This is a genomic window from Spirosoma validum (genome assembly GCF_014699035.1).
GTDB classification, from domain to species: domain Bacteria; phylum Bacteroidota; class Bacteroidia; order Cytophagales; family Spirosomataceae; genus Spirosoma; species Spirosoma validum.
In genome coordinates this window covers 14,578-39,440 of record NZ_JACXAA010000024.1, presented here as the reverse complement: position 1 = coordinate 39,440, position 24,863 = coordinate 14,578, and the positions used below count along the sequence as shown (strand labels likewise).

Genomic DNA, 24,863 nt, shown 5'->3' with positions numbered 1-24,863 from the left:
ACCTTGGCGAACCAGTTAATTAATCTGAAACCTAATTAGTCAGATTATGAAGTATCACCCACTCGGGAATACTGGTGTATTGGTCTCCGAAATTTGCCTGGGCACCATGACGTTTGGCGGTAGCGGCCATTGGAAAGCCATCGGCGAGTTACCACAGAACGAGGTTAACGACATCGTTAAAACAGCCATCGATCATGGTATCAATTTTATCGATACCGCGAATGTTTATTCGTTTGGTGAATCGGAAAAGCTACTGGGCGAGTCAATCAAGTCGCTCGGGCTATCGCGCGATGAGCTTGTGATTGCTACGAAAGTCCGTGGCCGTATGGGCGAAGGCAAAAACCAGGTAGGGTTGGGTCGGCTCCAGATTATGCAGCAACTCGAAGGTAGCCTGAAGCGTCTGCAACTGGATCACGTCGATTTGTATCAGATTCACGGATTTGACCCGATCACTCCTCTGGAAGAAACCATGCGCGGTCTGGAGGACGTAGTGCGAAGCGGGAAAGTACGTTACATCGGCTGTTCGAACTTAGCAGCCTGGCAGATTATGAAAGCCAATGGCATAGCTGAGAAAAACGGCTGGACCAAATTCATATCGACCCAGAACTACTACTCTATTGCTGGGCGCGATCTCGAAAACGAAATCGTGCCGATGGTGCAGGATCAGCAGATGGCGATTCTGCCATGGAGTCCACTGGCTGGCGGTTTTCTGTCGGGAAAATACACACGGGATAATAAACCTGCGGATGATTCGCGTCGGATGAATTTCGATTTTCCACCCGTCAATCAGGAAAGAGCTTATGACATCATCGAAGCGATGCAGCCCATTGCTGACGCTCACAGCGTATCCGTAGCCCGAATTGCACTAGCTTGGGTACTCGCCAAGCCAGGTATAACCAGCGTAATCATTGGTGCTAAAAATACCGAACAACTGCTGGACAATATCAGCGCTGCCGATCTGAGCCTGACAACGGATCAGCTAAAAAAACTGGATGAGGTAAGCGCTACAGCTAAGCCGTATCCGCAATGGATGATTGAGCGGCAGAGTGGTGATCGGTTTGGTGCATATAATTTTAATCCGGGTCAGTCGGCCGCAACCAAGTGATTACCCGTCACTACGTTGGAGAGTCGTAAGGACTCGCTTTCTAACGTAACGAATGATCGATCTCGATACCGTTTGCAAAACGGCCTGATGTGCCGTATTTTTGTGACCATCATAAACGACCCCTAGAATGAATTTTCCCGCAGAACTGAGCTATACAGAGGATCACGAGTGGATTCGGATAGAAGACGATGGTACAGCCGTGATTGGCATTACTGAATTTGCTCAGCACGAATTGGGCGATATTATTTACATCGACGTGACGACCGTTGGTCAGTCGCTGGCGAAAGGCGATGTGTTCGGCGCCGTTGAAGCCGTCAAAACCGTATCGGATCTGTTTTTGCCGATCGAAGGCGAAATTCTGGAACTCAATCCAGTCATTGAAAAAAGCCCCGAATTGCTGAATAGCGATCCGTATGGCGAAGGCTGGATCATACGACTGAAACCCGCCGATGAGTCGCAAAAGGAAGGATTGCTAACGGCTGATGCATACCAGGAATTGGTAGGTGCCTGATTCATTCATTTTTTTAATACAAGGCTCCGAGAGGGGCCTTTTTTTTAGAATTATTGTTCGGCAATAGCCGACGTCCTCGTCCTTTCGCCTGCCAAAAGTTGAGGGATGTTATTTATGAAAACTCTTATCCGTTCTGCTCGTGTTGTTGATACTGCTTCGTCGTTTGATGGACAGATCGTTGATATTCTGGTCGACAATGGGCTCATCAGCCAAATCGGTATTAATCTGGACGTGAGCGATCGTGTTCGTGAGATTGAAGCTGATAATCTGCACGTATCACCGGGTTGGGTAGACTTGCGCGTATCGGCTCAGGACCCAGGCTATGAACATAAAGAAGAGTTGACCAGTGTTTGTCTGGCAGCAGCAGCGGGTGGTTTCACGGACATTGCCGTACTACCCAATACGCAGCCGGTTGTAGACGCCAAAGGTACACTGGGTTACGTTCGGCGGATGGCCGAAGGGCAGCCCGTGAGTGTTCACGTCATCGCTGCCGTCACGAAGAAAGGGGAGGGTGAGGATTTTACGGAAATGCTTGATCTGCACCATGCGGGGGCCGTTGCGTTTTCCGATGGTACGCATCCTCTTCAGAATCCTGATTTATTACTCAAAACCTTACAGTACCTGCAGCCCATCAACGGGTTGCTTATGAACCGGCCCGAAGAAGCCTTGCTGACACGTTTTGGTCAGATGCACGAGGGTGTCCAGAGTACGTTGTTAGGACTAAAAGGCATACCTGCTTTAGCCGAGGAACTGATTGTCGAGCGCGATTTGCGGCTGCTTGAGTATGTAATAGGGGCAGAGGGCATGGGGCATGGGGCATCGGGTGGAGAGGTCATACTACCCTCTGCTCTTCACTTCTCTACCATCTCGTCAGCGCGGTCGGTTGAACTGATCCGGCAGGCGAAAAAGCAGGGTATGCCCGTTAGTTGTGACGTAGCAGCGCATCAACTGGTTTTTGATGATTCAGCGTTGGCCAGCTTTGATACGAATCTGAAAGTCAGTCCACCGTTCCGGTCTCCAGACGACGTAGCGGCTCTATGGGCGGGTCTGGCCGATGACACGATCGACGCCATTGTGTCGGATCATATGCCGCAGGATGCCGAAAGTAAAAATCTGGAATTCGATCAGGCAGAGTTTGGCATGATTGGCCTGGAAACGGTATTTGCTGCCGCTATTACCTATAATCGGGAGCTCCCATTAGCGCAGCTCATCCAGAAACTCACCCGTAATCCCCGACAGATTCTGCGACTGCCTGCCGCGCTGATTGCCGAGGGGAAACCTGCGTGCCTAACTCTTTTTGATCCCGCTGGCACATGGCTGTACGAGCGAACACGCTCTAAGTCAAAAAATTCACCATTTCTGGGTCAGACCCTTACCGGTCGTGTGATCGGAACCGTCCATCACGGACAATTTAATTCAGCTCTATGAAGCGTATCCTTGAGTATTTTTCTCATCCCTTGTTGAAGTTTCCGCTTCTGGCCGGTCTACTAACGGGGGTGTTATGTTTCCTGTATTTTCTAGGTTTGTATTTCTTAGGCATACCAGCGCTGGGAAATATTCGTGTGCTTGACTATGGTATTCATATCATCGTAATGATCGGGACCGTTTGGTACTACCGGAAGTATGTCGGTCACGGACGGCTGCATTTATGGGAAGGATTAACGATTGGTTACGTGCTGAATACCATCGCAGCTTTAGTGACCGGATGGCTTATTTATTTTTTCGTCACGCAGATTGATCCGGGTGTTTTCACGGAATACGTAACGAATTCCAAGAAACTTCTGCTGGATGGAAAAAAGCAAATCACCGATCAGTTTGGCCCCGAAACGTTTGCTGAGCAATGGAACAAAGTGCTGGCGATGCAGCCCTCCATTCTGCTGCCCGACGAACTGACCAAAAAGACTGCGCTGGCCGTATTGCCTGTGCTGATTATTTCCCTTATTTTCCGCAAACAGGATTATAGTGTTTTGCAATAACGTAACCCACCCGATTTAGAGCGATGAACCAAAAACCGTCTACTGCCCGCACTGCCCTGAAATGGGGAGCTATTCTCGGTCTTGGACTATTGATAATTACCCTGGTCATGTACTTGACTGATCAGGCTTCTAATCCACTGGCCAGTGTCGTAACGGCTGTCGTAATGATTGGTTGTTTGGTGCTGGCAATGCGCGATTTCCGATCATTGAATGAGGGATACATGAGTTACGGTGAGGGAATAAGTGTAGGTGCACTTTTGTCGGCCGTAGCTGGATTGATTTCATCGGCCTTCAATACGTTTTACAATGTTGTGATTGATCCTACCGTTCAGCAACGAGCGTTTGAGCAGGCTCGTGAAAAGCTGGAGGAGCAAGGGAAATTATCGGACGAACAGATTGACCAGGCCATGGAAATCTCCCAAAAGTTTCAATCGCCTGGGTTTACGTTCATTGCCGGGGTGTTTGGTACGATCATTATGGGCCTTCTGCTTTCGTTAATTATTGCGGCATTCATACGCCGGAACAAGTCCAATCCGTTTGAGTAAGAAAGTTTCTGGTGTTTGTCGTTAGTTGATCATGTTCGTCCCGACGAAAGTAATTTTGACGACAGCTGACTACACACCACGGAAATAAATAGTAAACTGCAACCACTTCCTGTGCTGGCCATCTTTCGTAAAGAGATCAATCAGTTTTTCTCGTCGCCCATTGCCTATATTATTATGGGCGTGTTTCTGACCGCTATTGGCTTGATGCTTTGGGTGTTTCCTGATACAAGCCTACTCGAAAACGGGTATGCTGATATGGGTACGTTTTTTAATCTGACGCCCTATGTCATGTTATTTCTGGTGCCCGCCGTTACGATGCGCTCCATTGCTGATGAAGTGCGAACGGGCACGCTCGAATGGTTGTTAACCAAGCCCGTCAGCCGGTGGGGGGTAGTAGGCGGAAAATTTCTGGCGAGCTGGTTACTGGTTATCCTGACACTCCTGCCAACATTAATTTACTACGTAACGTTGTACCAACTCGGTTCGCCTACCGGCAATATTGACTCGGCGAGCGTGTTTGGCTCATACATCGGTCTGGTCTTGCTGGCGGGTGTTTTTGTGGCGATTGGCTTATGGGCTTCCTCGCTCAATGATAATCAGGTCGTAGCTTTTGTACTGGGCGTCTTTTTCTGCTTTTTGTTTTACGTTGGCCTAAGTGCACTGGCAGGCCTATCGGTTTTGAGCAGTGTATCGTATTACTTAGCTTCGTTTGCTCTGGATGAGCAGTACCGGGCGCTCGGTCGGGGAGTGATTGACTCACGTAACGTTATTTATCTCCTTAGCCTACTCGTTTTTTTTCTGCTGCTTACGGTTCAGAGACTTACTCTGACGAAATAAGAACTCGAATGAAGTATTCTATTATACTACGTGGTCTGGCTATCATCTGGACGATTGTTATGCTGATTGGTTGCCTGACACCCCTGCCTCAACTGCCAGGACCGGTAACAGACATTAATGATAAGCTCATGCATGTCGTCATATTCGCCCCTTTTTCTCTCTTATGGATATTATCTGGGTTTCGGTTAAACAGTGTGCTTATTGCTGGGTTTCTTTTTGGAGGACTCATTGAGTTACTACAATACGCGTTACCCGTCAACCGTACTGGTGACTGGATCGACCTTTTTGCCGACTGTGTTGGAACAGTGGTGGGAGCAGCCCTGGCGTTGGCTTGGTATCGTTTGTTTCCGCATCGGAATTTTTAATCATATTTTATCGACCACGCGAGGAGACATACTGGGAAAAATTACCAATTTGACTCCTTAAATCATTGATCATTATGCACATTGGATTTATTGGTCTGGGAAAGATGGGGTTCAACCTCGTTAAAAATTTAATGGATCATGGCCATACAGTGGTTGGCTACGATATTAACGAAACGTTAGTTGCGGAAGTTAGGACGGAGGGCGCACAAGGAGTTAATAGCTTAGAAGATCTGTACAAGAATTTACCCGAAAAGCGCGTATTGTGGCTGATGATTCCAGCCGGGCCGTTAGTCGATAATGTAATCGAGCAATTGTTAGCCTTTATGCAGCCGGGTGACGTAGTGATCGACGGCGGTAACTCGCATTACAAAGACTCGATCCGACGCCATACTTATCTGAAAGAAAAAGGCATTGGTTTCCTGGATTGTGGCACTAGTGGAGGCATCAGTGGCGCCCTAAGTGGCGCCTGTACGATGGTAGGGGGCGATCCTGACGTTATTGAACCGTTGAATGGTGTCTTTCAGGACATTTCAGTAAAAGACGGGTATTTGTATACAGGCGCTGCTGGTAGTGGACATTTTACCAAAATGGTTCACAACGGCATCGAATATGGTATGATGCAGTCCATTGCAGAGGGGTTTGAAGTATTGCAAAAGAGTCAGTTCGATCTGGACTTCGAAGCCGTTGCCAAAATGTGGAATCACGGTTCGGTTATTCGAAGCTGGCTGATGGAGCTAACTGAAGACGCGTTTAGCAAAGACGCTAAACTGGAGTCGATCAAAGGAAAAATGTTCTCGTCTGGTGAAGGCAAATGGACGCTCGAAACAGCCCTCGATCTAGGCGTACCAACCCCCGTCATTGCGCTCTCTCTGATTATGCGGTACCGCTCCTTACAGGACGATACGTTTACGGGAAAAGTAGTCGCTGCATTACGGAATGAGTTTGGTGGTCATGCCGTTGAGAAAAAATAAAATTCTGTTGTAATGGAGTTTTGTTCAATCTAATTCCATTTTTTTCGTTAGCATTGTAGGAAGGTTCGGACAGTTTCGATTGTCATCGCGCAATTGAAACTGTCCGAACCTTTTTTTATAACCTTTTCAAATCACTGTAAAATTTACATGAAGGTACTTAGCACAATCCAGGACCCTACATTCACACCCCGCGAGTATAGCCGACTTGATCGCTTTTTCCTCCAGTATATCAAAGATGAACGCGATCTCCCTTTCATCTATTTGACCCTTCGCATTACGTTTATCCTGATTCCGCTAAGTGTCTTGTTGTTTATGCCGTTCGTAACGGGCTGGATGTGGTGGACAGTGGCCGCCGTCCATTTTTATGTGAGCAATTTCGTGTTTAAAGGACCATTCGGGTTGATGCTGCATTGCACAAGTCACCGGCAGTTTTTCAAATCGGAATACGATGGGATGAATAATTACCTGCCTTGGGTATTAGCACCATTCTTCGGTCATACGCCGGAAACGTATTATAGCCATCACATTGGCATGCACCATCCCGAAAATAACCTTGAAGATGACGACAGCAGTACGATGACGTTCCAGCGCGATAGCTTTCGGAGCTTTTTAGCGTACTTCGGTCGTTTCTTTGTAGTTGGTGTACGGAATTTGTTGAATTATTTACGTCGTAAAAACCGCCCAAAACTAGCTACCCGCGCTTTGAAAGGGGAAATTGTATTTGGTATCGTCTGCGTCGCGTTGTGCTTTGTGAGCTGGCCCGCTGTAGTACTGGTTTTCTTATTGCCGCTCGTTATTTACCGTCTGATCGCTATGGTGGGTAACTGGACTCAGCACTCATTTGTTGATTTTGAAGATCCGGGTAACGCTTATAAAAACAGCATTACGTGCATTAATGTGAAGTACAACAAAAAGTGCTGGAACGATGGATATCACATTAGTCACCATATCCGGCCTGCCATGCACTGGACAGAGCATCCAACATTTTTTCAGAAAACAATCGATAAATACGCACAGAACCAGGCTGTTATTTTCGACGGATTAGATTTTCTGCAGATTTTCTTCCTGTTGATGCGCGGTCGGTACGACGTACTGGCCCGGCACATGGTTAATGTAAATGGAGCGTTCGCTAGTGATGAAGAAGCCATTGCCCTATTACGTCGACGCACCCAACGCATTCCGCTTCAGACTACGGTATTACTACAGCCTGAAATAGCTACGCCTATGGCAGCCTAATATAAGTAAGCAAATTTTATTCTCCTGGTTCTTTACAATTCTCTTGTCTCCGATAACGGGCTAAGCAAATTATAAAGAGTCAGGAGAATTCGTTTGGTCTGATGGCTAACTATTGCCCCCGTCAATCTGCTTTTCAATAACGCTTTGAACGTCAACGGGTACGTTTGATAAGAAATCATAGCCGGTTAGTGTTTCCAGCGCATCAATACTGGTTAGGTAAGCTTGCCAGGGTTTATCAGCGGTTGTTTGTGCGTTCGGCATATTCACGGCGATAACGCGGGTGTTAGCGGTAATCTGAAACACATTGTCGGTACCTGTTGGAACAACAACCAGTATTTTCCAGAGCGTAGCCGGAACGGTTAACTTCCCGCCCGCCAGCAACGTAGCAAACCCATTTTGACCGGTGCCACCAGTGCCTGTTGCGCCGGCAATGATGTAGACATCGTTTCCTTTACTCATTAGTTGACGTTCGTAGTCTTCCAGGTTTTTCCAAACTTCGCGATTATGGCGTGGCGCTTGTGGAACAATATTCGTCAGCATAAACGTAGCCGCATTATCTTCGGGCGTAGCATCGCGATCGTCGGAAGGGCAGAGATGACCCCGGTCGAAGCCAGTGTTTGTGTAATCCGAGGTACGAACCGCGTACCAGCCTGCTGGGATCAATGGGTCAGGCCGAAAATCGTTTGTGCGCTTACTGTCACCTTTCCAGGATGTACTCAATCGCCAGCTTACCCAATTCGCGATGCCCCGACTCCTGCTATACGATAGTACATACTGTGGGCGAGTGATGAGGTAATTTTCTGGATCACTGATGGCTGCACTGCTTGGATTGCCAAGAGCCATATTGTTGGCACGATCAAGAGGAGCAGCAACAACAATTGGCGACGGTGGACGTACTGTGCGGCAACCATCCAGGACGAGGCCTAACGTAATGGCTAAGAGGATTGTTTTCAGTTGATTGAACATATGCATTGATTTTGCTGACATTCTTGCGGAACTTTACACGTTTGTAAATGTAATAATTCTCTACTAAAACTATATAGAGAATCAGATAAGACCGAACTTGACGAGTTATTTGCTTTTATGGCTAAAAAGAAACCATTGCCGGGTAACGAAAATCCGCGTCCGGCCCACGAAAGGGCGGCCCACGAGAGGGCAGCCCGTGAGCGGGCGGCAACACCCAAGCCTGCATTGACGCCGACGACTGGTGCTGTGCGGCCTGGCGCAAGCCGTCCCACCGAAACGACATCACGTCCGCCCGTGCGTCCGCTGACGACGAAGTCTCAGACGCCCACCTCGAGTCTACCCATTGAACGGCGTCCTATTGTCTGGTGGCCACCGACGGTTCTGGCGATTCTGGGCTTTCTACTTTATGTCAATACGTTCGGGCATCAATATGCGCTCGATGATATTGCGGCCGTAGGGCAGAATTTATTCGTCAAGAAAGGGATTGCCGGTATTCCGGATTTACTACGTACCGAATTCTGGCACTTTAGTAATATTTCCTTAGGCTACTATCGGCCACTGTCGTTGATCACATTCGCACTGGAACAGGAGTACTTTAAAGACAATCCTAATATTAGCCATATGATCAATGCCGGGTTGTATGGTCTGACGGGTTTAGTGATTGGTGTACTGCTCCAAAAGTGGCTGACCGCTCAAACGATCACAGCGTTTCTGATTGGTCTGGTTTTCATGGCTCATCCGCTTCATACCGAGATTGTGGCTAATATTAAGGGACGCGATGAAATCCTGAGCTTCCTGTTTATTTCGCTGATGCTACTAACGTATTGGCGCTATCTGGAAACAAAACAGTGGAACTGGATCCTCTGGGCCTGCCTGTCGCTCTATCTCGCTTTTTTGTCGAAAGAATCGTCTATTGTTAGTCTGGCTCTCATACCAGCGATGCAGTATTGGTTTGCCCGTCAAAACATTGGTCAGTCTCTACTGGGTTTATGGCCATTTTTGATTGTAGCGGCTCTATTCTTCTATCAGAAAAAAGTTATGATTGGCACACTAAGCGGAACCCCACCAGTTGACTGGGCCAACTACCCCTATGCCATCGAGAAGACGCAGAAATCGACGATGTTCAAATTCCTGATCTACTACATTCGGTTGTTATTTTTACCCCATCCGTTGGTGTATGATTACTCCTACAATGTTATTCCGTCGGGCGGCAAAGGAGATCTGTTAACGTGGTCTGGTTTTGTTATGTTCGTTGGCTTGCTTTGGCTGACCTGGAAAGGATTCGTCAAACGGACGCTGTGGGGTTTTGGCCTGTTCTGGTTTTTCGTAACGATGGCGCCCGGCCTGGGTTTCATCTGGATACGGGGCGGTATTTTTGCCGAACGATTTACGTATGCCGCTGTGATGGGCTTTGGCTTTGTCCTGATCTGGGGCTTGCAGAAACTATTGGTACGTAACGCTAGTGAACAAATCAGCGAACCGGCCTCTGCATCGTTGGAAACGCGACCCTTGCTAATGCGATATGCACCTTTGCTGGGACTGATGGCTGTTGTTGCTGGATTGTATTCGTTCAAGACCGTTGAACGCAACCGCGATTGGGAAAATAATTTTGTGCTTTTCAATTCAGCTCTGCCTTACGCGCCCAATAGCTGTCAGGTACAGCGACACGTAGCAAACGAATGGATTGAAAAAGGGCTGAAAGATCGGGCAAAAGCTGATTCGATTGCCAATGCGACAAACGCGTTAAAACCAAAACCTGCGCCGGAGCAAATCAAAAAAGCGCAGGCTTTAATTGATACGAATATCGCTCATGCGAACAAACACGGTCGCTGGGCACTCGATCACTTGCAGGAGTCGACCCGCATTTATCCGAGCTTTGGGGAAGCTTATTTTTCGATGGCCTACGTATTTCAAAAAATTACGCCGAACGTAGACTCAGCTAAGTATTACTACAAACAGACCATGCGCGCGGCCAATGCGTATGCTCCAGCATACAATAACCTAGGAGTGATCTACCAGAATGAAGGTCTCACGCAGAATAATCGACAGAAGCTGGAATTGGCATCCTATTACTACAATCGATCGATGGTGGTGAATCCGGCCTATGTAGATGGGCAAAACAACCGGGCCAATCTACTGAAAGCGACGGGTATCGACGTAAGAGTACTGCCTGATTCGATTATCAATAAGTATTAGGCAATTGCTATCAATTATAGAGAGCCCACTTCCATCAAACGAAGTGGGCTTCTTTTTTGTCATTTACCGTCCCGGATGAGCAGTACGGCTTTGTCGAGCAGTTCATCCCGTCCTTCCTGAATTCCTTTCCGTGTGGGATGCATTTCGATATCGACACTTACGCCAATTCGTTGTGTTTCGCGACCATCGGGATAGTTGACACCGATACCGCTGATCATGGTTCGCAGACCACCGGGCAGTTCAAAAGGCGATACGTTGCCATCAGCAGCTGCGGTCGTGCTTCCTAAAACAACAGCACCAGGGGCCTGTTGAAACGCCATGGTTGTATATTCCGCCTGACTTTGGGTGAGTTCATTCACTAGTATAATCACTTTGCCTTTGTAGGCATTGTCTACCCCACGCTGACCTACTTTTAAGGATTCGATCCAGGTAAATAGACCAGGATTCTGGATACTGCCTCCCGTAAATTTGACAAATGGTGTTGGTGTCGTTAAGTATTTGCCCAGTGAAAAAACCACAAATTCAGATGGGTAACATCGTAAGTCAATGACCAATCCTTTTGTATCCTTGAACAGGCGCATAATTGGTGGCAGCTTATCGGCTTTTACATTCCCCAGAAACAGATACCCTATGTCAGGATGCAATAATTGGTAACAACTATCTTTCGGAAAGCTACTGTAGTCGATACGTTCGTTGAATCGTGCCTGTCCGGCTTTGTAGCGTTTCAACGTTAATGTCAGCGGTTTGCCATCGCGGTCAATATCTAGTTTGGCCGTACTCGCATGACCCATCAATAGGTCCCGGCTGATGTCGCGTAGTCGGGTCGGTTCATTGGAAGCCGGGTAATACAGTCGGCGCTGCTGAATAAGCGTCTGAGTTGGTACGTTGTCGATGGATTTGATTACGTCGCCCCGTAGCAGACCGGACGCTTTACCCAGCGAGTCGTTGTAGAAATTGGTAACCACAAATTGATTTTCAACAAATCTGACCTGCACTGGCGCAAAGTACGTGCCCTTATATTCATTACGGACAATACGGTCGCCCCACAGGTTAGCGTGTGTGTCATGAATCCGGCCGATCAGGGCAAGGGTGGCTAATCGATACGATAAGGAGTCGTTGGCAGAGACAAATTTTGGGACAAATTCGGTTAGTACGTTATTCCAATCTTCGCCAATCAGGTGTTTGTAGGGAAAGAAATACTGGATAACGTTCCAGAATCGATATAATGCCAGCAGCCGGTAACCCGCGTCGGGCGTTTGCATTTGGCGGTAGGAAACCTCATGTTTAAATTCGGGATTTCCCACCTGTGATGCCATGCCAATGTAGAAATGCTTATCTGGTCGATGGGCAAGGTGTATAGCTTCAAGCTGCGTCCGTAGGGCAGAGTTTAGGAGTTTACCGTTCGTGAGCCAGGCCAGATCGGGTTTGTGGACGGCTTTACTCGTATCAGGTTGTTTAGGTCTGTTCGATGGTATAGGCCCAAACGTACTTAGCCATTTCAGGAGCGCATCACTACGTTGTGACATTGATGTCGATTTCAGCATGGCGGGCATGATCCGAAACAATTTAGCGTCTATGTTGTGATTACCATCGGCCACACTCGGATGGTAATATTTAACGAAGCCCCAGATCTTACCCAGCAGCGTCAGGTTCTCTATTTGCTGAGCCGTTAACGTAGTGAGGTTGATACCCGACCCTTGATTAAACACCGTATCAATCTCCGCTTTGGCTAACTTGACAACCTTAGCGGGTGCTTTATCAAACGGCTTCCCATCAACCATCAAGGTGAAATCATCAAACCAGGCCGTACCCGAACCCGACAGCAACCCGCCGACATGGATCATAACAGCTTGTTCAGGTAAGGGTAACGTGATGGTGTAGGCCTTCCAGTCGATTGAGCCTCTCAGTCCCCGCTTCTGCATGTTGTCAAACTCGATCGGCCCGGCTTCTCCATCAATCCTTAACCAGAGTCCAGCAAATGCGTCTGGTTCCTGTCCGGTCTGTTCCGTTTTGACGTAACCCGTTAACGTAATCGTCTTCCCCCGAAACGTAACGGGTATTCGCCAGTCGGAGGCCTGAAAGGCACCCTTAACGTTATCTGACAGACGTAGGGCGTAGCGACCACTATGACGGATTGTTGAGTCGAGAACGAATGGTCCCAGTTGAGACCCAAACCGGTTCCAGCCCGTCGGTTTACCATCGGCGGTACGTTGTTCGAAGTCGAAATTGGGGGTTTGCGCGTAGAGAAATAGACTGGGTAGAAAGCAAAGTAATAAAATCAACTTGGCCATAACGATCAGCTAGAATAAGGCTATAGCTAACCAAATAATGGCAGACAGCGAAGTTTACCCGTTTCAAACCAGGAATTAGGAAAATTTAACGTAATGAGGAGAGTGGCTAAGGATACAACATTACTTGTCGTCGTCTTCCATCAGTTCGCCTAAAATCTTCTGAGCCGCAATGGAAATCACCGTTCTGGGCCGAATACATTTCATTTGGAAAGAACAGACATAAAACTAGCTAAGCTCAGACATGTTACAGGCGGAAAGTCTCTTGAACGTAGCACATCAAAATGGCGGTCATTGGTGATTAGATAAGTAACTCCTGCTGCCACTGCACAATCTACAAACTTGTTATCGTCATAGTCTTCAGTTATGATTCCCCAATGATAATAAATTTCGGTCTTTACTGTATTCGTCTGCTTATCGATTAACTCGAGTAAGTTATCGGCAATGAGCGGAGTCATACGTTGCCCAAAGATTTCGACATACTCATTCAAAATTTCGGTACTTACCGCCAATTCAAATCGACGGGCTCGATAGGCATCAAACACTGGACGATAAGGTGATACTCTCGGTACGATTGCCAGAAAATAATTGGTATCAATAACAACGCGCATCAATCGTGGTGGTAGGGAGTCCTGTCGTGATTAGTTAGCTAACTTTCTACGGTGTTGCTGTCCCAGCCTTTTTCTGCAAATAATGTATCAACCCCCTCGTCTACTTTTCGCGCAAAATATTCAGCCAGCAACTGTTTGATTTCTAATACCTGTTCTTCAGGAATCGGACGAGAAAAGGTTTTTAATAATTCAAGTTGCAATGAAGTTAGCATAGCATACACAATAGGTTTTGATGCGTCAAATATATGCCAAACAGATTGTCTTTACTATTACCTCCTTTGTTGTTACATACCTCCTTCCATCAGCTCGCTTAAAATCTTCTGAGCCGCTATAGAAATCACTGTACCGGGGCCGAATATACCTTTCACGCCCGCGTCATACAGAAATTGATAGTCCTTCGCCGGAATGACTCCACCGGCTATCACCAGTATGTCACCACGTCCAATTTTTTTCAGTTCTTCAATAAGTTGCGGTACCAGGGTTTTGTGACCGGCTGCCAGACTTGATACGCCTACAATATGCACATCATTTTCGGCGGCTTGCCGGGCTACTTCGGCAGGCGTTTGAAAGAGCGGCCCCATATCGACGTCGAATCCCAGATCGGCAAAGCTTGTGGCAATTACTTTAGCGCCCCGATCGTGGCCGTCCTGCCCCATTTTGGCCACCAGAATTCGTGGTCTACGACCATCAAGCTCGGCAAATTGATCGCTCATCTGACGAGCAAGCCGGAAATTTTCATCATCGGATACTTCCGCTGAGTAAATGCCAGATATGGCGCGGATTGTGGCTTTGTGCCGACCGAATGCTTTTTCCATAGCGTCAGAAATTTCACCAAGTGTCGCGCGGTGTCGAGCCGCTTCAATGGCAAGAGCAAGAAGATTAGACTTTTCACCGGGGGTAGGGGACATGGCAGCTTCTGTCAAATCGGCTAAGGCTTTCTGGACATTTTCCTTGTTCCGTATTGCCTTTATTTCGTTTAACCGTTCGATCTGCGTCTCACGCACCGCCTGATTGTCAATAGTTAGTAGCTCAATTTCGGTGTTAAAAGCGGGTTTGTAGCGATTGACGCCAACGATCACGTCTTTTCCGGCGTCGATACGAGCTTGCTTGCGGGCAGCAGCTTCTTCAATCCGTAACTTGGGTAAGCCTGTTTCAATGGCTTTGGTCATCCCGCCAAGCTGCTCTACTTCGTCAATCAGGGACCAGGCTTTCTCGGCAAGTTCTTTCGTCAGAAATTCAACGTAATACGAACCGCCCCAGGGGTCAACGGCCCGCGTTACGTCCGTTTCGTGTTGCAGATAGAGCTGCGTGTTGCGGGCAATCCGGGCCGAAAAGTCAGTGGGCAGTGCAATGGCTTCGTCCAGCGAATTCGTATGTAGACTTTGTGTGCCGCCCAATATGGCCGCAAGGGCTTCGATGGTGGTTCGCGCTACGTTGTTGAACGGATCCTGTTCGGTCAGACTGTAGCCGGAGGTCTGGCAGTGGGTTCGGAGAGCCAGCGATTTCGTATTCTTCGGGGCAAACTGGTTAACGATTTTGGACCAGAGTAGTCGTCCGGCCCGCAGTTTGGCAATCTCCATAAAATGGTTCATCCCGATACCCCAGAAAAATGATAATCGTGGGGCAAAATCGTCGATACTCATGGCTGCCCGCAGACCCGTACGGATGTATTCAAGCCCATCGGCCAGCGTGTAGGCTAATTCAAGGTGGGCGGGCGCACCCGCTTCATGCATGTGATAACCGCTGATGCTAATGGAGTTGAACTTGGGCATGTGCTGGCTCGTGTACGCAAAAATATCACCGACGATGCGCATGGACGGTTCTGGCGGATAGATGTACGTGTTACGTACCATAAACTCTTTCAGAATGTCATTCTGAATAGTACCGGATAATTTCTCGGCAGATACGCCCTGTTCTTCAGCGGCTACAATAAAAAATGCCATAATTGGCAGCACGGCCCCGTTCATCGTCATCGACACTGACATCTGATCGAGTGGGATCTGGTCGAACAGGATTTTCATATCCTCGACCGAATCGATCGCTACGCCCGCTTTACCCACATCGCCTACGACGCGCGGATGGTCAGAGTCGTAACCCCGGTGCGTAGCCAGATCGAAAGCCACCGATAGACCTTTCTGTCCAGCCGCAAGGTTACGCCGATAAAACGCATTCGATTCTTCGGCGGTCGAGAAGCCCGCATACTGTCGGATTGTCCACGGCTGTCGAACGTACATACTGGCGTAGGGACCACGCAGAAAGGGCGGAATCCCGGCCGCATAGTCCAGATGATCTGCGTTTGCTACGTCAGCTACGCTAAAGCGCGGTCTGAGCTTAATACCTTCGGCGGTGATAAAGGACGTAGAGGACTGGAAACCCTCCCTTTGCCCCATGTTCTCTGCCCTCTGCTCAGTTAGTTTACTAAAATCAGGTCTCATAGGTGGGTGTGGTCTTACTCAAATTCCTCCGCTAATCGGTGATTGGGAAGCCAGGAGTTATCAGATGAAACAGCCTGCTTTTCAACCGTTGTTTCATCTGATCGAAATTTCGTTACGCCTACCAGCACTTTTCCGTTACGTACCGCTTCAACCTTTGCCCGGTACGCTTGTTCAATTTCTGACTGAATAAATTCGTCCGCCATGGCTAAACCACCTCGTTTTTCGACTTCCAGAAATAAAGACCAGGCTGTTTCGACGAGCTGATTGGTTAGATTTTCAACATAATACGAACCTGCCGATGGATCTGCTACTTTATCCAAATGACTTTCATCCTTCAGTAAAATCGATACGTTTCGGGCGATACGTTCGCTGAACTCGTCTGGAACCCCAACGACTGCATCGTATGGACGAACCGTCAGTACGTCGCATCCGCCAATAATAACTGCCATCGCTTCAGTCGTTACTCGTAACAGGTTCGTATAAGGCGTAACGGCAGCATCATAAAATGTTGAAGTCTGGCAATGAATGCTGAATGATGAGGTACTGATGCTGGATGCTGGATTATAAGCGATTAAGAAACGTAGTAACAAAATACGTAAAGCGCGAAGTTTGGCGATTTCCAAAAAATAACTCGTGCCGACCGATAGCGACAAGATTGTTTTAGGAACGAGTTGTTCAATCGTTAGTCCACTGTCCGTAAGCTTATCATACGTATCAGCCAGCGAGGCCAGCGTAAACGCTAACTCCTGCGTGGCGGTGGCGCCGGCATTATGGAAAGCATGGCCGCTTATGCAAACCGTACGAAACTGGGGGGAGTCAGCGGTTAGCTGAGTTACTTCAGCCGTTGTGCCACTCACGTCCATAAGTAAACCACCTTTGAGCGAGTAGGGAGCTACGGTTTGTAAAGACTTTATAAACGTAACGAGATCGGTATCGGTCGAGGCATTGACCCGAAAAAAAACCGGGGTCACGCTAAGTTTAATGCCGTTCAGCAATTGTACTATGTTTATGTTGGATGCTGACAGGTCAAGAAGAAGCGCTTCGGCGCCTTGCGTAAGGGCGTTACGTAAGACAACATTGTCTGCTTTTTCATCCGTTATCTGATAATTAGGTGCGTTGAGCCAACCCGGATCTGCTTTTTGCGCCTGTTGACTGATTTCAAGCGGTAAATTAGTCAGATCAACGGCTGTGTAATAAGGCTCGACCAGGAAGCCTTCGTCCGTCTGCCAGCGAAGACCTTCGTAGGCTGATTCATTTTTTAATTCCTTCTGAACCTGGGTTAGCCAAGCGGCTTTGTCGGCAGAAGGAAACGAATTTTTAAAAAGTGGCTCCATCGAAAAAGGTCATGCGAACGGGTTAGTAAAAGTAATCTTTTTCTCTTTTCGGGGACATCAGCCCTTTCCAATCGCTGAAGAGATTACTACGTTGGATTATTCAAAGGGATTTCTTTATAGGATTGATGTTCCGTAGAAAGCATACTATTTTTAAGCTACCGATTGATAAATACAGGCTGATTTTCCGGCTTCGTTCCGTGAAAAAAACGTGACCCTACGTGTGACGCCTGGTCATAAAATTGCCTACATTTGTCTCCCTTTTTCGCGACCCAATCCGTAACAAAAAATGTATTCTCCCCGTGAATGTAACCACTCAGACAGGCATGCAGCGTGAAATAACGACGGTGTGGAATCGCTGTCTGAATGTCATCCGGGAAGTTGTGCCCGAACAAAGTTTCAATACGTGGTTTGAGCCGATCGTGCCGTTACGACTTAACGGCAATGTATTGACCATTCAGGTACCAAGCGAATTTTTTTACGAATGGCTTGAGGAGAACTTTGTTCATGCTCTGCGAAAAGCGCTCGATACGGCTATTGGTCCACAGGGTCAACTAGAGTACTCCATTATTGTTGATAAAGGGAACGAGCAGAATCGCCCACTGACAGTAAACGTACCGACGACAAAAACACCGCAGACCGCTAAGCCGGACAATGTCAACCCCGACATTCTGAAAAGTCCCTTTCAGCTTAAAGATCTGGATTCGCTAACGCTTGATTCGTACCTGAACCCGAGTTACACATTTGATAATTACGTAGAGGGTGACTGTAATCGATTAGCACGTTCGGCGGGGTACGCGGTAGCCGAGCGACCGGGCGTTACATCGTTTAATCCGCTGATGATTTACGGAGGGGTTGGTCTGGGGAAAACGCATTTAGTGCAGGCCATCGGGAACTACATCAAGAATAATAACCATAACAAATTTGTCCTCTACGTAACGTCAGAGAAGTTTACGAACCAGTTTCTGAATGCAGTACGTAGCGATGGTATTCGCGACTTTACAGCCTTTTACATGCAGGTAGACGTACTGGTTATTGACGACGTGCAGTTTTTGCAGAAAAAGGAAAAAACGCAGGAGATTTTCTTTCATATCTTCAATCACCTTCATCAGTCGGGCAAGCAGATTATTATGACGTCTGACCGGGCTCCACGAGCTTTGGATGGGCTGGAAGACCGGTTATTGTCGCGGTTTAAGTGGGGGTTGTCGGCTGATCTACAGACGCCTGATCTTGAAACACGTATCGCAATCATTCAGAAAAAGCTTCAGGCCGAAGGAATTTACATTGACGATAACGTTATTGAATACCTGGCGCATAGTGTCAATACCAATGTTCGTGAACTGGAAGGTGTCATCGTGTCGCTGATGGCGCAGGCTTCGCTGAATCGGCGTGACATCGACCTCGAACTGGCGAAACAAACGTTACGTAACATCGTAGTTGATTCCGAGCGGGAAGTTACGATTGACTCTGTGCAGGAAGCCGTTGCGAACTTTTTTAACGTAACGATTGCCGACCTGAAAGCGAAAAGCCGCAAGCAGGAGCTGGTGTATCCACGTCAGGTGGCGATGTACTTAGCCAAAGAAAAGACGGATTTATCGCTCAAATCTATCGGTTATCATTTTGGCGGGCGCGACCACAGCACTGTTATTCACGCCGTACAAACCATCAGTGATCGGGTAGCGAAAAGCACCGAAACCCGCGACGTTATTGAAAAGCTCAAAGCGCTATTTAAGTAGCTCTTTTTGACTAGTTGTGTCTGACTGATGAAGGGATTAAATTTCCAAAGCGGTGCCATACTTCTTCCTGGCAAATTAGTTTGGTTACCTTAAATGGCCTCCTTCGTCAGCATGACAGAAATGCTGAGAATTTTGCCCCGCCCTCAAATCGACGCTGACGCCTGGAATACCTGCGTAACAGCCTCTCCGCATCGAATCACATACGGCTTCTCCTGGTATTTAGACATTGTTCTACCCGCTCCTGGGTGGAAATGGGTTGGGCTTGTCATTATGAATGAAGCGGGCGGTTATCAGGCAGTTATGCCAATTCCGTTACGTCGAAAATCTATTGCTGGTATCACGTATGAATGGGTTGTTCATCAGCCACTTTTTTGCCACTTTCTGGCCGTTTTCAGCCGCGATCCAGAGCTTGATAGCAGGCCATTTTTCCAGTTGATGAATCAGCAGTTTCGATACGGCTCTGTAGTCAACTTATCCCAGAAACCTGCTAATACGACATCATTTGATACGTTACGTGTCCTGACAACACACACGCTGGATTTATCCGTCAATTATGAACGTATCTATCAGAACTACACCTACGATCGCAAAGTGAATCTGCGCCGGGCGTTGCGAATGAACTGGGTAATAGTGGATTCTACCAATCCTGACCCGTTATTAAACTTATTTCGCGAAAACCACGCCGATACAATTTCGGGAGGAGTCGCTGATTGGGCGTATGAAATGCTTCGGAATCTGACAAACGAACTGAATCAACGCGGTTTGGCAACACTACGATATGCTACTCGTGATGGGCGTATCGAAGCGGGTGCTTTGTTTGTGCAGGAAGGAAACCGGGTAATTTATTTGTTCAACGCAGCTTCAGAAATTGGTCGGAAGGGAAACGCGCGAACGCTACTAATCGATCAAATGATCCGGGAAAAGGCCGGAGGTCACTACTTGGAAGGAGAACCATGCCTATTTGATTTTGAAAGTCCTGGAAAACAGTCGATACGGCGTTTCTACCAAAGTTTTGGCGCCGTTGAGGAGCCGTTCTGGACAATGCACTGGAGTCGGCTGACTAAACTTGAACGATTGGCTCAGCGCATACGGAACGTAATAAAAAAGGCGCCAGTTACTACCTGACGCCCTCTGGAAAGCTGTATCGTTTTGGCCTTCTTAGAAAAATTTTAGTGGTTGTTTCAGGCCATTGTTCTGTTTGAGATCCATGACCATTGAGCCAATCCATAAATCCACTTCGACTTTGACCGGTACTTTATTCGTGTCGTCGGAAACAAAAATTCGGATGGATTCTTCTTCCTTAAATAGCTTGTTTCCCGGCGGCAAAACAGGGTTGAGCTTGATGACATTGATTTTTCCATGTTTGGCTTTTACAACGTCTTTTCCCCGGTAACGCACTTTCATGTTATAGACCGTATCGTCGTAAAAGGCAGGTACTTCAATTACCTGGCCAGCACTGATCTTATTGAAGTCAATGGTTCTCAGAAAATAATATCCGCTGATCAGATCGTGCACATTATCAGGCACTTTGAATACATCATGTTCGGTTTTTTCTTCAGCTTTTACCGTATTCGTTTCGTGGTTGAACGTAATATTCTCTTCTTTACGGTAGCTATTTTCCTGAAGATTGGTATAAAACTTCTGCGGTAAAATGGCCGACGTATCGATGTAGGAGCGCCACGTATCCCGAACGCGCGTAACCAAGTCGAAAGCCCCTACCGTACGTCCATCCACATTGACGCGGTAACAGGGGCGCTCGTTTACTTTATAGAGTGTAGGACTAACATCCACAATGGCTTCGGCTGCGTTCAGGAAACCGTAGTGCACCCGATATTCCAGGTGCTCACCTGGTCCAAAACTGTTGTTGGGTACGCGCCGGTACGCATTCAGAGCCATAAAGCCAGTGCTCAGAACGGAAAGAATACCGATGCCAATCAATAACTTTTTCATATGAACAGCCGCCCATTAATCGGGCTTCGGTTACAAGGATGGATAGGTTTGTTTAAGATACGTTAGATAGCGTTTAAAGTTTCTCCCGAACTTCGTGTCAAATTCCTCCCGAAAACGGTTTTGCTGTTTCCGATACGTAAGATAACCAATAAAGTACGCATTATTCGGTAGGTTTAGTTTGCTCAACCGTCGTTTTTTTATTGAACGTACGAGACTCTGACTCTGTTCGTTGCGAATGGTGTCGGCAGATTCAACAATTTGCCGAATCATATTCCACTTCAACGAATCTTTGACCACGACTGGCGTGGCAGGTTTAAACGTCCGATATAAACTGTCGAGCGTTCGGGTGCCGCGCAGTATGTGGTCGTCATGTCGATCATAAAACGCTTTTGTCGACATATAGTTCTGATAGGGTACAGACGTTTTGCCGTACTTCTGCGTCAGAAAGCGTTGAGCGCCATATTCACCGACAAAATCGGCTAAATTTTCATTGTACTCCAGATTGTTTTTCACAAATAACGTACCGTGCGTCAGTTCGTGGATAATCAATTCGGCCAGGCTTCCCTCCGGTCGATCCAGAAAACTGGACAGAATCGGATCATTTAAAAATCCTAACGTCGACCAGGCCGACACTTCATTCATTCGGGTATCCAGACCGGCGCGTTTCAATTCGGCTACGGTCGTATCAGCCCAATCTTTTTCAAAAAAACCTTTGTATGAAAACGTACCAATAATCGGAAAGTTCCACTGTTTACCAACAAGTTGATACGGCTCGGCTGCCGTAATTACCCACAAGATCGGCTTGCCCTGTTGATCATAAAATGACTCATAACTTCCTGATTTATCCAAACCAAGAGAGTCGATGGCAAAACGCTTGATTTCCTGGATTAATTCTATTTTCCGCTTTAACGAATCCGGATAGGCCGGATCGGCTAATACTTCCGTTACCGGTTCGGTATTCCACAGGATTCGCAGTTGTCCCCGTGCCTGCATTAGCCCATAACTCACTAATTCCCACTGCCAGACAATCAGAACAGCCAGAACCCCTACGATACTAAGAGCAATTTTTTTGAGCATTCGTTGGAATGATTCAATCCAAAGTAATAAGTGTAAAATTAACTAACGATTGATGGAGCATAAATAATAAAAAAGAACCGGACTACTTACAGCAGCCCGGTCGTTGAGTTAAGAAACAAAATTAAGCCGAGTAGCCACGTGTTTCAACTTCCTGGACGGCTTCGCCGGTCAATTCATCTAAAAACTGATCGTGGGTCATTGGTTTTGAAAACATCGGGAAGTTTTTGGCGCAGGCAAATGCTTGTTCTTCCTCGCTAAGCGTAGCTGTGCAGTCGGTGAGCGTAATAACCTCAAAGCCTTTTTCGTACCCCGAACGCATCGTCGACTCAACGCAACAGTTGGTCAGAAAGCCGCCTAGTGCGATGGTTTCGATACCTTTGCTACGTAGAATAAAATCCAGGTTCGTACTGGCGAAGGCATCTAAACCGCGCTTCCCTTCCAGCACAATATCGCCGGATTGTGGAGTCAATGAATCGACAATCTCAACACCCCAGGAGCCTTTTCGAAACGATTGACTGTCGACAACGCCTTTCAGAATACCGTACGGATGCTTCGTAATTTCAACGTAACCTTCCTGAAAACTAATAGGCGAATGAATCACAACGGCTCCGGCCTCGCGCGCTTTTGCAACCAGATCGAGTGTGTTTTTCAGCATGTTTGTGGCATCCATAACGCCCTTGACGGCATCGTGCAGGCTACCGCCCGGCGACGTAAAATCATTCTGATATTCGATCAGGACAACGGCTGTTTTTTGCGGATTCATAGTGATTTTGTTTTCATGACTACTTGATAACGAAAGCAGTTAGAAACCCGTGTTTACTCCAACGCCTGATAAACGGCAATCCGGAATTTTTTTACGAAATCACCGTAATAAGCGTACGGCTGGACATTGGTAAAAATCAACATGATTAGCTCTTCTTTCGGATCAATCGTAAACTCAGAGCAATACATGCCGCCCCAGTTATACGAACCAGATGATGTCTGATCGCCATAATGAGAATTCTCCGTAATCAACATAAAACCAAGCCCGAATTTGTCTTTTCGATCCCACACTTCAGCGGCTCCAATCTGATTACGTAACATCATTTCAACGGTTTTACGACCCAGAATCCGTTTGTTATTGAACATACCACCGTTAAGCAACATCTGACAGAATGTAGCATAATCTTCAACTGAACTGATCAGACCTGCACCGCCAGAAAAGAACGTTTTAGCACCTGATGTGGCAAAAGTTCGATACGTTTCATTGGTATGCAGCGTGAGCGGTTTGTCCATCGCTGACTTGCTGTATAACTCGACCAAACGACTGGCTTTATTGTCAGGCAGATAGAAATACGTATCACTCATGCCGAGTGGTTCCAGTACGCGCTCGCGCATCGCTACGTCGAATGGCTTACCCGATAAAATTTCGATTAGTCGACCGATAATGTCGATGTTAAGGCCGTAAGTAAAGCCCGTGCCCGTTGAGTCGGTACCGGGGTCGCGCAGAAGCGGGCGCTTAGCCAGTTTATTGATGACTTCTTCGAGTTTATCGGGCGCAGTTGAGTTGAAAAAGGGGATTTTAAATTCTGGCCGGTCATCCAGCGGATGCTCGTAGGGGATACCCGCGTTATGGCTTAGCAACTGCCGAATCGTAATTTCGCTTTTCGCCGGTCGGGTTTCGTAGTTTCCGCTAACAGGGTCTTTTTTGTCGTATTTAACCAGCACTTTCGGGCTTTTAAAAGCCGGGATATACTTTGAGATAGGATCATCGAGCAGAAATTTTTCCTCCTCAAACAGCGTCATCAACGTAACGGTCGTAATGGCTTTCGACTGCGAGGCTATGCGGTACAGATCATCTCGCTTTGCCGGTGTTTTCTTTTCCAGATTGCTGTAACCGAAAGCTTTGTAGTGCACCACCTTGCCCCGATGCGCAACGAACGTAACGGCATTCGGCGCAATTCCCTGATCGATCAAACTTTGCAGCCAGGTATCTAACCGCTTGAGCCGGTCTGCCGAAAAACCAGCGTCGGCAGCCGATTTCGCTGTGGTAAAGGTTTGTGGTACGTTTGGTTGGGCGAGGAGGGAGGTTGTCAGGAAAAGAACAGGAAGAAGTAAGCGTACCACAGTTTTGTCGTTTATGATTTTCAGGGATTGTACCTTAAATCACAAAGAACCGAGATTCTACTACGTCCAATCCCAGGCTACAATGACCCATGTCTCGCCAATGGTCGGGTCATAAAACTCATGAAGGCTTTTAAAGCCCACTCGCGTATGAGCACGTAACGAGCGGGTGTTATTGGCCGAAATGTCGGTGATCAACAACTGATAACGATCGCCGTATACTTCTTTGTGGTGTTGAAACATCCGATCAAATACCTGCTGCCCCCGATACCCATTCGCCACACAAACCTGCCCCATGACGTACCAGGTATAGTCTTTCAGCGGTTTTTCATTGTAAATCAGCGTATTAATCAAGTCGAAGAGCGGTAGTAGCTCTGGTACATCAGTTCCGAATTCCGGTAGCATGGTTAGGGCGTAACCCACAACCGTGTCGCCATCTTTGGCAATGACGCTCGGCGCTGCCTGATTCATACGGGTCAGTACGTCTGGGTCGTGTTCAACCGTGACAAAGCCCTGGTCAACCTGAACATCAACAGGAACATTTTTGCGCAAATTGGCGTGTTGGAGCGTTAGAATGCCGCGAACGTCCGCGTCGGATTGAACAGTGGTAATGGTAAGCATTAC

General features: G+C 47.5%; 23 protein-coding genes. 12 read left to right on the top strand and 11 right to left on the bottom strand.

Features of this window, described 5'->3' with window-relative positions:
- The first annotated feature begins 46 nt into the window (after positions 1 to 46).
- The 9 genes from IC230_RS32020 (at position 47) to IC230_RS31980 (ending at position 7,546) form a co-directional block, all read left to right on the top strand.
- A complete protein-coding gene (locus IC230_RS32020) occupies positions 47 to 1,105 on the top strand; it encodes an aldo/keto reductase (protein WP_191043163.1) in 1,059 nt (352 codons plus the stop codon).
- A gap of 127 nt (positions 1,106 to 1,232) precedes the next feature.
- Positions 1,233 to 1,616 carry a glycine cleavage system protein GcvH gene (gene gcvH, locus IC230_RS32015; protein WP_191043162.1) on the top strand — a complete coding sequence of 128 codons (384 nt, stop codon included), beginning with the start codon at positions 1,233 to 1,235 and terminating at the stop codon, positions 1,614 to 1,616.
- A 114-nt stretch (positions 1,617 to 1,730) separates the two neighbouring features.
- A complete protein-coding gene (locus IC230_RS32010; RefSeq protein ID WP_191043161.1) occupies positions 1,731 to 3,044 on the top strand; it encodes a dihydroorotase in 1,314 nt (437 codons plus the stop codon).
- Positions 3,041 to 3,592, top strand: coding sequence for a DUF4199 domain-containing protein (locus tag IC230_RS32005; protein ID WP_191043160.1), 552 nt, complete (start codon positions 3,041 to 3,043; stop codon positions 3,590 to 3,592). Before IC230_RS32010 ends, IC230_RS32005 begins: the two co-directional genes overlap by 4 nt.
- 23 nt (positions 3,593 to 3,615) lie before the next feature.
- Positions 3,616 to 4,137: a DUF4199 domain-containing protein gene (locus IC230_RS32000; RefSeq protein ID WP_191043159.1), complete on the top strand. Its 522-nt coding sequence runs from the start codon at positions 3,616 to 3,618 to the stop codon at positions 4,135 to 4,137.
- A gap of 111 nt (positions 4,138 to 4,248) precedes the next feature.
- A complete protein-coding gene (gldF, locus tag IC230_RS31995) occupies positions 4,249 to 4,974 on the top strand; it encodes a gliding motility-associated ABC transporter permease subunit GldF (protein WP_191043158.1) in 726 nt (241 codons plus the stop codon).
- An 8-nt stretch (positions 4,975 to 4,982) separates the two neighbouring features.
- Positions 4,983 to 5,339 carry a VanZ family protein gene (locus IC230_RS31990; protein ID WP_191043157.1) on the top strand — a complete coding sequence of 119 codons (357 nt, stop codon included), beginning with the start codon at positions 4,983 to 4,985 and terminating at the stop codon, positions 5,337 to 5,339.
- 74 nt (positions 5,340 to 5,413) lie between these two features.
- Positions 5,414 to 6,310, top strand: a complete 897-nt coding sequence (gene gnd, locus IC230_RS31985; RefSeq protein WP_191043156.1) for a phosphogluconate dehydrogenase (NAD(+)-dependent, decarboxylating) — start codon at positions 5,414 to 5,416, stop codon at positions 6,308 to 6,310.
- A gap of 147 nt (positions 6,311 to 6,457) precedes the next feature.
- Positions 6,458 to 7,546: a fatty acid desaturase family protein gene (locus tag IC230_RS31980; RefSeq protein WP_191043155.1), complete on the top strand. Its 1,089-nt coding sequence runs from the start codon at positions 6,458 to 6,460 to the stop codon at positions 7,544 to 7,546.
- Between the two features lie 105 nt (positions 7,547 to 7,651).
- Here IC230_RS31980 and IC230_RS31975 read toward each other — a convergent pair whose 3' ends face one another.
- Complete coding sequence (locus IC230_RS31975) at positions 7,652 to 8,533, bottom strand: DNA/RNA non-specific endonuclease (protein ID WP_223860995.1); 882 nt, start codon at positions 8,531 to 8,533, stop codon at positions 7,652 to 7,654.
- A 96-nt stretch (positions 8,534 to 8,629) separates the two neighbouring features.
- Here IC230_RS31975 and IC230_RS31970 point away from each other — a divergent pair, with 96 nt between their 5' ends.
- Positions 8,630 to 10,708 (top strand): tetratricopeptide repeat protein, encoded by a 2,079-nt coding sequence (locus IC230_RS31970; RefSeq protein ID WP_191043154.1) that lies wholly within the window; start codon positions 8,630 to 8,632, stop codon positions 10,706 to 10,708.
- A gap of 59 nt (positions 10,709 to 10,767) precedes the next feature.
- Here the strand turns inward: IC230_RS31970 and IC230_RS31965 are convergent, their stop codons facing one another.
- The 5 genes from IC230_RS31965 to IC230_RS31945 all read right to left on the bottom strand — a co-directional run bounded on the left by IC230_RS31965 (position 10,768) and on the right by IC230_RS31945 (position 17,376).
- Entirely contained in the window at positions 10,768 to 12,999 is a 2,232-nt protein-coding gene (locus IC230_RS31965; RefSeq protein WP_191043153.1) for a S41 family peptidase, read from the bottom strand.
- A 200-nt stretch (positions 13,000 to 13,199) separates the two neighbouring features.
- Positions 13,200 to 13,607: a putative toxin-antitoxin system toxin component, PIN family gene (locus tag IC230_RS31960; RefSeq protein ID WP_191043152.1), complete on the bottom strand. Its 408-nt coding sequence runs from the start codon at positions 13,605 to 13,607 to the stop codon at positions 13,200 to 13,202.
- 38 nt (positions 13,608 to 13,645) lie between these two features.
- The gene (locus tag IC230_RS31955) at positions 13,646 to 13,819 is read right to left on the bottom strand and encodes a hypothetical protein (RefSeq protein WP_191043151.1); all 174 of its coding nucleotides are present in this window, start codon (positions 13,817 to 13,819) and stop codon (positions 13,646 to 13,648) included.
- A gap of 72 nt (positions 13,820 to 13,891) precedes the next feature.
- Complete coding sequence (gene scpA / locus IC230_RS31950; RefSeq protein WP_191043150.1) at positions 13,892 to 16,042, bottom strand: methylmalonyl-CoA mutase; 2,151 nt, start codon at positions 16,040 to 16,042, stop codon at positions 13,892 to 13,894.
- A gap of 14 nt (positions 16,043 to 16,056) precedes the next feature.
- Entirely contained in the window at positions 16,057 to 17,376 is a 1,320-nt protein-coding gene (locus IC230_RS31945; protein WP_191043149.1) for a methylmalonyl-CoA mutase family protein, read from the bottom strand.
- 323 nt (positions 17,377 to 17,699) lie between these two features.
- On the opposite strand from IC230_RS31945, the gene dnaA reads away from it, so the two are divergent.
- The gene (gene dnaA, locus IC230_RS31940; RefSeq protein ID WP_191043179.1) at positions 17,700 to 19,109 is read left to right on the top strand and encodes a chromosomal replication initiator protein DnaA; all 1,410 of its coding nucleotides are present in this window, start codon (positions 17,700 to 17,702) and stop codon (positions 19,107 to 19,109) included.
- 120 nt (positions 19,110 to 19,229) lie between these two features.
- Positions 19,230 to 20,234 carry a GNAT family N-acetyltransferase gene (locus IC230_RS31935; RefSeq protein ID WP_223860994.1) on the top strand — a complete coding sequence of 335 codons (1,005 nt, stop codon included), beginning with the start codon at positions 19,230 to 19,232 and terminating at the stop codon, positions 20,232 to 20,234.
- A gap of 33 nt (positions 20,235 to 20,267) precedes the next feature.
- Here IC230_RS31935 and IC230_RS31930 read toward each other — a convergent pair whose 3' ends face one another.
- The 5 genes from IC230_RS31930 to IC230_RS31910 form a co-directional block, all read right to left on the bottom strand.
- Positions 20,268 to 21,059, bottom strand: a complete 792-nt coding sequence (locus IC230_RS31930; protein ID WP_191043147.1) for a DUF3108 domain-containing protein — start codon at positions 21,057 to 21,059, stop codon at positions 20,268 to 20,270.
- A gap of 30 nt (positions 21,060 to 21,089) precedes the next feature.
- Positions 21,090 to 22,136 carry an aminopeptidase gene (locus IC230_RS31925; protein WP_191043146.1) on the bottom strand — a complete coding sequence of 349 codons (1,047 nt, stop codon included), beginning with the start codon at positions 22,134 to 22,136 and terminating at the stop codon, positions 21,090 to 21,092.
- Positions 22,137 to 22,257: 121 nt separating this feature from the next.
- Positions 22,258 to 22,899, bottom strand: a complete 642-nt coding sequence (locus IC230_RS31920) for a cysteine hydrolase (RefSeq protein ID WP_191043145.1) — start codon at positions 22,897 to 22,899, stop codon at positions 22,258 to 22,260.
- A gap of 53 nt (positions 22,900 to 22,952) precedes the next feature.
- Positions 22,953 to 24,242, bottom strand: a complete 1,290-nt coding sequence (locus IC230_RS31915; RefSeq protein WP_191043144.1) for a serine hydrolase domain-containing protein — start codon at positions 24,240 to 24,242, stop codon at positions 22,953 to 22,955.
- A gap of 60 nt (positions 24,243 to 24,302) precedes the next feature.
- Complete coding sequence (locus IC230_RS31910) at positions 24,303 to 24,860, bottom strand: GNAT family N-acetyltransferase (RefSeq protein WP_191043143.1); 558 nt, start codon at positions 24,858 to 24,860, stop codon at positions 24,303 to 24,305.
- Between the last annotated feature and the right edge of the window lie 3 nt (positions 24,861 to 24,863).